This is a genomic window from Pantoea sp. R102 (assembly GCF_004916815.1).
Classification (GTDB): domain Bacteria; phylum Pseudomonadota; class Gammaproteobacteria; order Enterobacterales; family Enterobacteriaceae; genus Pantoea; species Pantoea dispersa.
Genome location: NZ_SDFT01000185.1, coordinates 1 through 10,654, shown reverse-complemented (window position 1 = coordinate 10,654; position 10,654 = coordinate 1). Strand labels below are relative to the sequence as shown.

General features: G+C 58.2%; 10 protein-coding genes and 1 pseudogene. 6 read left to right on the top strand and 5 right to left on the bottom strand.

The window, feature by feature from the left end; all coding sequences use genetic code 11:
• Positions 1-790, top strand: a 790-nt coding sequence (locus ERD80_RS18135; RefSeq protein WP_136547952.1) for an aminopeptidase N C-terminal domain-containing protein, incomplete at its 5' end; no start/stop codon positions are given.
• A 79-nt stretch (positions 791-869) separates the two neighbouring features.
• Here the strand turns inward: ERD80_RS18135 and ssuB are convergent.
• Genes ssuB through ssuE form a run of 5 tightly spaced genes read right to left on the bottom strand, consistent with a single transcriptional unit; the run spans position 870 to position 5,138 of the window.
• On the bottom strand, positions 870-1,661 hold the full coding sequence (gene ssuB, locus ERD80_RS18130) for an aliphatic sulfonates ABC transporter ATP-binding protein (protein WP_021508325.1): 792 nt from the start codon (positions 1,659-1,661) through the stop codon (positions 870-872).
• Positions 1,658-2,449: an aliphatic sulfonate ABC transporter permease SsuC gene (gene ssuC, locus ERD80_RS18125; RefSeq protein WP_021508324.1), complete on the bottom strand. Its 792-nt coding sequence runs from the start codon at positions 2,447-2,449 to the stop codon at positions 1,658-1,660. The genes ssuB and ssuC overlap by 4 nt, the downstream gene beginning before the upstream one ends.
• Positions 2,450-2,459: 10 nt before the next feature.
• Positions 2,460-3,605 (bottom strand): FMNH2-dependent alkanesulfonate monooxygenase, encoded by a 1,146-nt coding sequence (ssuD, locus tag ERD80_RS18120; protein WP_104092777.1) that lies wholly within the window; start codon positions 3,603-3,605, stop codon positions 2,460-2,462.
• Positions 3,606-3,616: 11 nt separating this feature from the next.
• On the bottom strand, positions 3,617-4,576 hold the full coding sequence (locus ERD80_RS18115; protein WP_136547950.1) for a sulfonate ABC transporter substrate-binding protein: 960 nt from the start codon (positions 4,574-4,576) through the stop codon (positions 3,617-3,619).
• Between the two features lie 10 nt (positions 4,577-4,586).
• Complete coding sequence (gene ssuE / locus ERD80_RS18110; RefSeq protein ID WP_021508321.1) at positions 4,587-5,138, bottom strand: NADPH-dependent FMN reductase; 552 nt, start codon at positions 5,136-5,138, stop codon at positions 4,587-4,589.
• A gap of 731 nt (positions 5,139-5,869) precedes the next feature.
• Here ssuE and ERD80_RS18105 point away from each other — a divergent pair.
• The 5 genes and pseudogenes from ERD80_RS18105 to ERD80_RS18085 form a co-directional block, all read left to right on the top strand.
• On the top strand, positions 5,870-6,664 hold the full coding sequence (locus ERD80_RS18105; protein ID WP_031279850.1) for a hypothetical protein: 795 nt from the start codon (positions 5,870-5,872) through the stop codon (positions 6,662-6,664).
• Between the two features lie 102 nt (positions 6,665-6,766).
• Positions 6,767-8,284, top strand: coding sequence for a lipopolysaccharide biosynthesis protein (locus ERD80_RS18100; RefSeq protein ID WP_136547948.1), 1,518 nt, complete (start codon positions 6,767-6,769; stop codon positions 8,282-8,284).
• The gene (locus tag ERD80_RS18095) at positions 8,281-9,285 is read left to right on the top strand and encodes a glycosyltransferase family 2 protein (RefSeq protein WP_136547946.1); all 1,005 of its coding nucleotides are present in this window, start codon (positions 8,281-8,283) and stop codon (positions 9,283-9,285) included. Before ERD80_RS18100 ends, ERD80_RS18095 begins: the two co-directional genes overlap by 4 nt.
• A 120-nt stretch (positions 9,286-9,405) precedes the next feature.
• On the top strand, positions 9,406-10,416 hold the full coding sequence (gene pyrD / locus ERD80_RS18090) for a quinone-dependent dihydroorotate dehydrogenase (RefSeq protein WP_021508317.1): 1,011 nt from the start codon (positions 9,406-9,408) through the stop codon (positions 10,414-10,416).
• A 150-nt stretch (positions 10,417-10,566) separates the two neighbouring features.
• Positions 10,567-10,654: pseudogene (locus ERD80_RS18085) on the top strand (cell division protein ZapC domain-containing protein); the annotation flags it as partial.

Sequence of the window (10,654 nt, the reverse complement as noted above, 5' to 3'; positions counted from 1 at the left end):
GCGCCAGCTGCGTCATGTGATCCTGACGCTGCCGTCAGAGAACGAGATCGCCGAACTGTTCGAGGTGATCGACCCGCTGGCGATTGCCGCCGTGCGCGCGGCGCTGGTGCGCACGCTGGCGAATGAGCTGAGCGATGAGTTTTACGCGGTGTATCTCGCCAACCAGAGCAGCGACTACAAAGTCGAGCATGCCGAGATCGGCAAGCGCGCGCTGAAGAATGTCTGCCTGAGCTATCTGGCGTTTGCGGACGCAGAGCAGGCCAGCAAACTGGTGCAGGCGCAGTACGACAAAGCCAGCAACATGACCGATGCGCTGGCCGCGCTGTCAGCGGCGGTGGCGGCGCAGTTGCCGTGCCGTGATGCGCTGCTGGCGGCGTACGACGAGCGCTGGCATCAGGATGGTCTGGTGATGGATAAGTGGTTTATGTTGCAGGCCACCAGCCCGGCGGCTGACGTGCTGAGCAAGGTACGTAGCTTGCTGACGCATCGCTCGTTCACCATGGGTAACCCGAACCGCATCCGTTCGCTGATTGGCGCGTTTGCCTCGGCCAACCCGGCAGCCTTCCACGCCAAAGATGGCAGCGGCTACCAGTTCCTGGTGGAGATGCTGACCGATCTCAACCGCCGCAACCCGCAGGTGGCAGCGCGCATGATTGAGCCGCTGATTCGTCTGAAGCGTTATGATGCCGACCGTCAGGCGCTGATGCGTCAGGCGCTGGAGACGCTGAAAGGGCTGGAGAATCTGTCCGGCGATCTGTATGAGAAGATCACCAAAGCGCTGAACGCGTAAGAAAACAATGCGCAATAAATTGCGCCGCTACAAAGAGTTGCAATCCTCTGTAGCGGCGCGATTTATCGCGCGTCCTGAATTAACGCTGCTGCGCGAACTGCAGGGGCTGCTCTGAGGTTCCCCGCTTCATCACCCGATCCAGGACCTCGGCCTCCAGCTCGGCGAGGCGCGCCGATCCTTTGCGGCGCGGACGCGGTAAATCCACCGCCAAATCCAGCCCGATCTGACCCTCTTCAATCAGCAATACGCGATCGGCCATCGCCACCGCTTCGCTGACATCGTGCGTCACCAGCAGCACGGTAAAATTATGCTGCTGCCACAGCGACTCAATCAGGCCCTGCATTTCAATGCGCGTCAGCGCATCAAGTGCGCCGAGCGGTTCATCGAGCAGCAGCAGGCCGGGACGATGAATCAGCGCCCGCGCCAGTGCCACCCGCTGTTTCTGTCCGCCGGAGAGCGCTGCCGGCCACTCATGTGCACGATCGGCCAGACCGACCGCCGCCAGCGCTTCCAGCGCTGCGCTGCGCCACTCGCGGCCTTTCAGACCGAGGCCAACGTTATCGATCACTTTCTTCCACGGCAGCAGACGCGCATCCTGAAACATCAGGCGGGTATCTTCGCGCGCCTCGGCCAGCGGCGCGTTGCCCGCCAGCAATTCACCGTGCGTGGTGGATTCCAGCCCGGCCAGCAGGCGCAGCAGGGTACTTTTACCGCAGCCGCTGCGGCCGACCACCGCGACAAACTGGCCGGCCGGAATATGTAAATCGATATGATTCAGGATGGTGCGATTGCCATACTGCTTGGTGACGCCATTGACGCCCACCGGGGTACCGCGGTTCAGGCGCGCCGGGCTTAGCGTTGCGTTGCTCATGCGTTCTCCTCCTTCAATTGGTAAGCCGGATGCCAGCGCAGCCAGACACGCTCCAGCAGCTGTGCCGTCACGTCGGCCAGTTTGCCCAGCAGGGCATAGAGAATGATGGCGACCACCACCACATCGGTTTGCAGAAACTCACGGGCGTTCATTGCCAGATAACCAATACCGGAGTTGGCCGAGATGGTTTCGGCCACGATCAGCGTCAGCCACATCAGACCGAGGGCAAAGCGCACGCCAACCATGATTGACGGCAACGCGCCCGGCAAAATCACCTGAATAAACAGGCTCCAGCCGGAGAGACCATAGCTGCGGGCCATCTCCACCAGGCCGCGGTCAATATTCCGTATGCCGTGATAGGTATTGAGGTAGATAGGGAACAGGGTGCCGAGCGCCACAAGAAAAATTTTGGCTGACTCGTCGATGCCGAACCACAGAATTACCAGCGGGATCAGCGCCAGGTGCGGCACGTTACGCAGCATCTGCACCGAGGTATCCAGCAACCGTTCGCCGGTGCGCGACGTGCCGGTAATCAGCCCGAGAATCAGGCCAATCGAACCGCCAATGGCAAAACCGATTGCCGCTCGCCAGCCGCTGATGGCGAGGTGTTGCCACAACTCACCGCTGGCCGCGAGATGCCAGAAGGTGATGACAATATTCTCCGGCGAGGGCAGGATGCGCGTCGACAGCCAGCCAGCCTGTGAGGCAATCTGCCACACCACCACCAGCAGCACCGGCAGCGCCCACGGCAGCAGGGCATTGCTCAGCTGTTTCTTGACCTTTGCCATATGCGACTCCTTAACTCTGCGCGACTTTTTGCGGGGTGAAATCATTGGCGACCGCTTCACCGTGCGCCTGCACCACGCGGGGTTGCGGGATTTCCGGCACGGCCAGGTCGAGATGCGGGAACAGCAGCTCGCCCACGCGATAGGCCTCTTCCAGATGCGGATAGCCAGACAGAATGAAGGTCTCGATGCCGAGTTCCTGATACTCCTGCATACGCGCCGCGACCGTCGGACCGTCGCCCACCAGGGCAGTCCCGGCACCACCGCGTACCAGACCGACGCCGGCCCACAGGTTCGGGCTGATCTCCAGCCGATCGCGGCGTCCGCCGTGCAGCGCGGCCATGCGCTGCTGACCGACTGAATCGGTGCGGGCAAAAGCCGCCTGCGCTTTAGCAATGGTGGCATCGTCAAGATGGGCGATGAGCCGGTCTGCCGCCTGCCATGCTTCCTCATTGGTTTCACGCACAATCACGTGCAGACGAATGCCGAAGCGCACCGTGCGCCCCTGCGCCGCCGCTTTGGCGCGCACCTGTTCAATCTTCTCTTTGACCAGCGCCGGCGGTTCGCCCCAGGTCAGATAGACATCCACCTGCTCCGCGGCCAGATCCTGCGCCGCATCTGAAGAGCCGCCGAACCACAGCGGTGGACGTGGCTGCTGCACCGCTTTAAACATCAATCGTGCACCGCGCACTTTGACGTACTTGCCTTCGTAATCAACCGTTTCACCCTCGCTGACCCGGCGCCAGACGCGGGTGAACTCCGCGGATTCGGCATAACGCTCGCGGTGATCGAGGAAAACACCGTCGCCCGCCAACTCTTCCGGATCGCCGCCGGTGACGAGGTTAAACAGTGCGCGACCGTTGGAGAGACGATCGAGCGTAGCGGCCTGCCGTGCGGCCTGCGTCGGGGAAATCACCCCCGGGCGCAGCGCCACCAGAAACCGCAGGCGCTGCGTCACCGGAATCAGGGATGCGGCCACCAGCCACGCATCTTCACACGACCGGCCGGTGGGGATCAGCACGCCACCAAAACCGAGGCGATCGGCGGCCTGCGCCACCTGTTGCAGATAACCGTGGTCCACCGGGCGCGCACCTTCGGCGGTACCGAGGTAGTGGCCGTCGCCGTGGGTGGGAAGAAACCAGAATACGGATACGCTCATGATAAATTTCCTTATGGCCGGGCCGGCTGTGGCTGCCAGATGCGATCGGCGATGGTGACTTTGACCGGCATTAAATGGTTGGCATAAAACAGATCGGCAGTTTGCTGTTGGGCCTGCGCCGTGTGGGCGCTGACCGGCGTAATGGTGGTCGGAGGACGATGGTCAAGGTAGCTGGCGATCACTGACTTCGGCAGGCCCATCGCCTGTGCCAGCAGATCGATACTTTGCTGGCGCTGGCTACGCGTCAGCGCGTCGGCTTCGCTAAAGGTGTGCAGCACCTGCTGCACGAAGTCACCGTGCTCGGTAGCAAAGCTGCGCGTGGCGAGGTAGAACGAACCGGTCTGGTTCAGCTTACTGCCGTCCACCAGCACACGGACGTTGCCCTGCAGCAGCGCAGCGGAATAGTAGGGGTCCCAGATCGCCCAGGCGTCAACATCGCCCTGCTGAAACGCGGCGCGCGCATCGGCTGGCGTCAGATAAATCGGCTGAATATCGTTAAAGCTCAGGCCGGCCTGTTCCAGCGCGCGCAGCAGCAGATTGTGTGAACTGGAGCCTTTCTGGAACGCCACTTTATGACCTTTCAGTTGCGCCACGCTGTGGATGGGACTGTCCTTCGGCACCAGAATCACTTCAGCCTGCGGCTTCGGTGGCTCCGAGCCGACATACAGCAAATCCGCCCCGGCGGCCTGAGCAAACAGCGGCGGGATATCACCGGTGCTGCCCAGGTCAATGCTGCCCACGTTCAGCGCCTCAAGCATTTGCGGACCGGCCGGAAACTCGATCCACTGAATGTTGGTGGTCGGGAAGCGCTGCTCCAGCAGCCGATGCGATTTGGCCAGCACCATGCTGACCGATCCTTTCTGATAGCCGATACGGAATTGTGCTGGCGCTTCGGCAGCCTGAGCCGTGAGGGTCAGGGCAAACAGCGCGGTAACGGTCGGCAGCAGCCAGCGGGTTAACATCCTTTTCATCGCAGTTCCTTTATACAGCCTGAGCATAGGGTTGATGACGACGGTGCAGCGCCTGCCAGAAGGTTTCCAGCGCCTCATCAATGCGCTCGCTCAGCAGCGCATCCAGCTCAGGCTGGCGGTCGTAATGGGTGATCTGCGTATCACTGGCGAACACGCCGTGCAGAACTTCCTGCGCTTTCAGCGCGTTCAGCACCGGTTTCAGCGCGTAGTCAACGGCCAGCATGTGCGCCACGCTGCCGCCGCTCGCCAGCGGCAACACCACTTTATGTTCCAGCGCCCGCTCTGGCAGCAGGTCGAGCAGGGTTTTCAGCGCACCTGAGAAAGAGGCTTTATAAATCGGTGTGGCGACGATCAGCCCCTCCGCGAGCGCTAAATCCGCTTTCAGCGCGGTCAGTGCCGGTGAGTCAAAGCGCGCATACAGCAAATCTTCCGGCTGAAAGTTGTGAATATTCCACGGAATCACCTCAACGCCACGCGCTTCCAGCGCCCGCTGGCACACACTCAGCAGCGCCGTAGAACGTGAAGGAAAACGCGGACTCCCCGCCAGCGTAATAACCCGCATGGTCACTCCTTATAACTGAAAGTTATTGATTAGCAATTATTGAGAACTGATGCATTCAATCCTGACAGAGCAGGCGGCGAGGCGTAAATGATTTATCCGGCAATGGATAGCCGTCAGGCGGGAATAGCGCCCTCTTATAAAGGAAGGGAAAAGCGCCTCTAAGGTTAATCTGAATTGCACCCGCAGATTGCCGGGTTTTCATTAGCGGCTTCCGTCACGGGCAGGGTGAGAATGATTAAAAGCGCTGTTGCCTGGTTAAATCAGAGGTGTAACCGTCGACACATATCGCCGGGCGCGCCATTGTCGTCAGGCTTAAGAAGAAATAGATGAGGTAATTTAAGGAGTAGCAAACAAACGCTGACGTAAGTTTAAAGCGGGCACCAGGATTTTTCGTAGTGGCTGTTTAGAATGTTCCATTTTAAGCTGGTCTCAAATTAGCGAGTAAGTGTGTCAAAGCGTGGCGTTTTATTAAAATCGCACCGTTTAACGCGTTTCCTGTTACCGATATTACGTATTACTTCAGCACTCTGGCCGGGATTGCTTCAGTTGCGCTTAACAATAAACGGTAAATTATCAGCCAGTCTGGCAAGGGCCAATAGTCATGCCGTCGGCGGGCTGTTTATAATTGATTGAGTTTTCTTACGCTAAAAAAAAGTCACTGCCTTATTTGCGCCTTAATTGGGCGGATTTTTGTCTGGCCATTATTCAGTATTATTTTTAGGGAGAGGAATATGGGAAGGTCTGCTCTGTTAGTGCACCCGGCTGAGCCGGTTGCCGCTCAGCCCGCGCGCGTCGCGGCTGATAACGTTAATCCACTATTGTGTTATCTGCTGCAGCCGGATGCCGCGCACAGCCAGTTTACCGCTGTGCCACAGCCAGCGGCGGAGAGCGTCAGCGACGACGCGTTCTTACTGTTTGCCGCCGACGGCTTTGCGCCCTCTGCTGCACTGTTGCAGGAAGTGGCAACGCTCAGCCATCAGCGCCCGGAGCTCAACTGCATGCTGGTTTCACTGGCACCACGCGCACTGAGCAGCGGCCTGCAGTCGTCGCTGCAGCTGTTCCAGCAGCTGCAGGCGCAGCGCCTGTGGCAGCAGAATAACTATGCGGTCATCCTGCGCGCCGCGCTGGTGAAAAATGCCGCTCCGCTGGTACGCATTCAGGATGTGATGCTGGCCGGCCTGTTAAATACGCAAACGGTATGGCTGCTGGATGCTCGCGCTGAGCATGAGGTCACCACGGTTAATCCGCCACCCAGCTATCAGCAATTTATGACGGAGTATGAAAAGGTCACCCGTTTGTCACACTTTATTCCGGAGCGAAACCGTTATCGCCAGAGTTATTTACGCAGCGGGTTATTACAGCTGGTACAGCAGGAATTAAACGCTGAAACGCAGTTCTCTAATAATGTGCGGCACGCGGTGCGCTACTTTGCCGATCAGTTTTCACCGCAGAGCACAATGGAAAAACTGTTACTGAAACAGCCCGACCTCTATTTCTCACTGATGAAAATGAGAAAAAGCCGCTGAGATAGCGCCAGCGTTAATTTTAAGAATTACTCCCGTGGGCGCTGAGGTATTTTTGTGTCACGCTGTTAACACTGAGAAAAATACCCAGACGCCAGAGTTTTTATGTCTATCAAACGTAACGCGATTGCCAACTATGTTGGCCAGATCTATCTGACGCTGTCAGGTATTTTAGTAGTTCCCCTGTATATTCAGCATTTAGGTATGGAAGCTTACGGTCTTGTGGGCTTCTTTTCTATATTGCTGACCTGGCTGCAGCTGCTCGACGCGGGCGTTTCAACCACGCTGATGCGCGAGGCGGCACGCTACCGGGCGAATCAGGCAGAATTTGTCTGGTTTCCGGCGCTGTTTGCCACGCTGACCCGCTTCTTTCTGTTCTCCACCCTGGTGCTGGTGGTGCTCGGCTGGCTGGCGACGCCATGGATTGCCACGCACTGGCTGGATGCACAGCACTTACCCGCCGGCGATGTGGTGGTGGCCGTGGCGATTATGGTGATCACCGCCGCGATTCGCTGGCGTACCAGCCCGTATCGCAGCGTGATTGTCGGTTTTGAGCATCAGGTCTGGCTCAACGGCGTGAACCTGATCATTACCACGCTGCGTACTTTTGGCGCGGTACTGGTGATCCAGCTGTTCCCGAATCCGCTGCTGACCTTCTTTATCTGGCAATTGCTGGTCTCGATTGCCGAAGCCGCCTGCTGTATCTGGAAATCCTGTCAGCTGGTGCCCCGCGCAGCGCGCAAAGAGAAGCGCGACGATCTCAAAGGCGTGCTCAAACCCTTTATCCGCTTTGCGCTGAGCGCCGCCTTCTCCAGTGCCGTGTGGACCTTTATTTCGCAGATTGACCGGCTGGTGCTGTCAAAAACCCTGCCACTGAGTGAATACGGCTCGTTCACCGTGGTCGCCACGGCCGCGACCGGGATCCTGCTTCTGAGCAGTCCGATTATGCAGGCGATTGTGCCGCGCATGACCGGCATGAAAACCCGTCAGCAGGGCGATGCCGAATCGCTGAAGCTCTACCGCTATACCACCCAGGCGGTAGCAATTTTTATGGCCCCGCTCAGCATCACCATTGCCTGCTATGCCGGACCGCTACTGTGGGCGTGGACGCAGAAACCGCAAATTGTCGAAGAGATGGCGTTCGTGCTTAGCCTGTATGCGCTCGGCAGCGGTATCCAGGCGATCTGCGGCCTGCTATATCACCTGCAATACGTTAACGGCAATCTGAAACTGCACATGCAGGGATTCACCTGCTTTGCCATCGTGCTGGTGCCGCTCAACATCTGGTGTGCCGTCCATTACGGGGCGCTGGGCACCGGCTGGCTATGGCTGGGGCAGAACATCTTCTATTTAGTTGGCTGGGCGTGGCTGGTGCATCGCCGCTTTGCGCCGGGCATCCATTTCAGCTGGCTGACGCGCGACGTAGCGCTGATTTGGGCGGTGTCGGCGCTGATTGCCTGGCTCAGCACGCTGCTGCCGATTGAGTGGAACCAGAATCGCTGGATCAACCTGCTGTGGCTGGGGCTGATCGGGGCCTTTAACCTTGGCGTGTGCTGTCTGTTACACAGCCTGGTGCTAAAACGCCTGCGCGCGCCGCTTGTTAACGCAGAGGAAAGAGGATGAGCATGACATCACGCCGCACGCCGACGGTTTCGGTAATTATCCCTAACTGGAACTGCGCGCCCTGGCTGCCGGAAACCCTGGGGTCGCTGCTTCGCCAGTCATCGCCGCCGGAAGAGATCATCATTATTGATGATGGCTCGAGCGATGACAGCGTGGCCTGGCTGACGGCGTTTGCTGCGCAGCATTCGCAGGTGACGCTGCTGAGTGGCGGACGCGGTGGCGTCAGTGCCGCGCGCATGAAGGGGCTGGCCGCAGCCAGCGGCGATTTCGTCTATTTTATGGATGCCGACGACTTCGTCTCGACAGAACTGTTCGCCGATTTCCGCCGCGTGCAGGCGCGTCACCCGGAGATTGATCTGTTCTGCTTTGGCGCGAAGATGTTTTTCGACCTGCCAGCGCCGCAGCGTCATTATCAGACCATCCATCAGCGCCACGTCAGCGGCCTGCTGCCGGGCGGCAGTGCCACGCTGCGCACGCTGATTCAGCATCAGTCGGCGCATCGGGTGATCTGGAGCAGCATCATCTCGCGTCGCCTGATTGACCAGCTCGAGCTGCAGTTTCTGCCGATCCAGAACCATGAAGACGCGCCCTTTATGTTCGCCCTCTACCTGCAGGCGCGCGCGCTGTACTGCACCAGCCAGAGCTACTACTACAAACGCTTTATGCTGAGTTCACTGTCGCAGAGCACGCGCGACTTCTCATGGGTGAAAAATTACTTTATCGCCCGCGCCGGCAGTGAGCAGTTCCTGCAGCAGCAGCAACTGCCGTACGATGAGGCGCTGCTGGATGACTATTACCAGACGGTGATGCACGGCTGCCTGACGCAAATCCGCAAAAATCACATGACGGTGCCCGCCGAGTGGCAGCCGCAGGTGAATCAGCTGGTGCGTAAAGTGTTACAGCACAACGCGCGACTGAAACTGCTGTGGTATTGCCCGGCGATTTATAGCGGTTTGCAGGCCTGCCGCGATCGTCTGGGACGCTATTCCGCCCGACGCTGATACCGATCAAATTGTTGCATCCCAGAGTAATTTACTTTTGCGCCAGAGCACCTTACCATTCTGGCGCACAAATTCCCGTGCACCCGACTTTCACGAAGCTTCCGCCATTCAGGAGAGTGCATGCTATATCCTATCGTCCGGCCGGCGCTGTTTAAGCTCGATCCAGAGCGCGCGCACGAACTCACCTTTCAACAGTTACGCTTCATCAGCGGCACGCCGCTGGAAGGGCTGATTCGTCAGTCGCTGCCGTCACGCCCGGTGACCTGTATGGGGCTGACCTTTCCGAACGCGCTGGGTCTGGCTGCGGGGCTGGATAAGAACGCGGAGTGCATTGATGCCTTTGGCGCCATGGGCTTTGGCTTTGTCGAGGTGGGCACGGTGACGCCACGCGCACAGCCGGGCAATGACAAACCCCGTATGTTCCGGCTGGTGGCGGCGGAAGGTATCATCAACCGCATGGGGTTTAATAATCTCGGCGTCGATCACCTGGTTGAGAATGTGAAAAAGGCGCGCTTTAAAGGCGTGCTCGGCATCAATATTGGTAAAAATAAAGACACGCCGGTGGAGCAGGGCAAAGACGATTATCTCACCTGCATGGAAAAGGTGTATGCGCACGCCGGTTATATTGCCATCAATATTTCCTCACCGAATACCCCCGGATTACGTTCGCTGCAATATGGCGAAGCGCTGGACGATCTGCTGTCGGCGATTAAATTAAAACAGCGGGCGCTGCAGGAAAGCCATCTGAAATATGTGCCGGTGGCGGTGAAGATCGCGCCGGATCTTTCTGAAGAAGAATTGATCCAGGTTGCCGACAGTTTAGTGCGCCACGAAATAGACGGCGTGATCGCCACCAATACCACGCTCGATCGTTCGCTGGTGAGCGGGCTGAAATATGCCGACGAAGCGGGGGGATTAAGTGGCCGTCCGGTTCAGTCGCGCAGCACCGAGGTGATTCGCCGTCTGGCGCAGGAACTGCAGGGACGTCTGCCTATTATTGGCGTCGGTGGCATTGATTCGCTGGTCGCGGCACGGGAAAAAATGGCGGCTGGCGCAACGCTGGTGCAGATATACTCAGGCTTTATTTATAAAGGTCCGGGTTTAATTAAAGATATCGTGACTCACCTCTAAGACATTTCTCACTTTCCCAGGCCGGGGGGTTTATTTCTCCCTCCGGCTCGTTTATATTTTGTCCTGTTCGTACAATTTTCAGCTTTTTCCTTAAAGCAATATTTTAAATTTGAGCGCCGTTTAGCGCAGCGTAAATCCACAGGGCACCCCATGAAAATCAAACCCGATGACAACTGGCGTTGGTATTTTGACGCAGAGCATGACCGGATGATGCTGGATCTGGCCGATGGAATGTTAT

What these genes read in the sequence shown, in the direction of transcription:
- pyrD (WP_021508317.1), top strand. Translation starts at nt 9,406, where the DNA reads ATGCTATATCCTATCGTCCGGCCGGCGCTGTTTAAGCTCGATCCAGAG.
- ERD80_RS18105 (WP_031279850.1), top strand. Translation starts at nt 5,870, where the DNA reads ATGGGAAGGTCTGCTCTGTTAGTGCACCCGGCTGAGCCGGTTGCCGCT.
- ERD80_RS18100 (WP_136547948.1), top strand. Translation starts at nt 6,767, where the DNA reads ATGTCTATCAAACGTAACGCGATTGCCAACTATGTTGGCCAGATCTAT.
- ssuB (WP_021508325.1), bottom strand. Translation starts at nt 1,661, where the DNA reads ATGAGCAACGCAACGCTAAGCCCGGCGCGCCTGAACCGCGGTACCCCG.
- ssuE (WP_021508321.1), bottom strand. Translation starts at nt 5,138, where the DNA reads ATGCGGGTTATTACGCTGGCGGGGAGTCCGCGTTTTCCTTCACGTTCT.
- ERD80_RS18115 (WP_136547950.1), bottom strand. Translation starts at nt 4,576, where the DNA reads ATGAAAAGGATGTTAACCCGCTGGCTGCTGCCGACCGTTACCGCGCTG.
- ERD80_RS18095 (WP_136547946.1), top strand. Translation starts at nt 8,281, where the DNA reads ATGAGCATGACATCACGCCGCACGCCGACGGTTTCGGTAATTATCCCT.
- ssuC (WP_021508324.1), bottom strand. Translation starts at nt 2,449, where the DNA reads ATGGCAAAGGTCAAGAAACAGCTGAGCAATGCCCTGCTGCCGTGGGCG.
- ssuD (WP_104092777.1), bottom strand. Translation starts at nt 3,605, where the DNA reads ATGAGCGTATCCGTATTCTGGTTTCTTCCCACCCACGGCGACGGCCAC.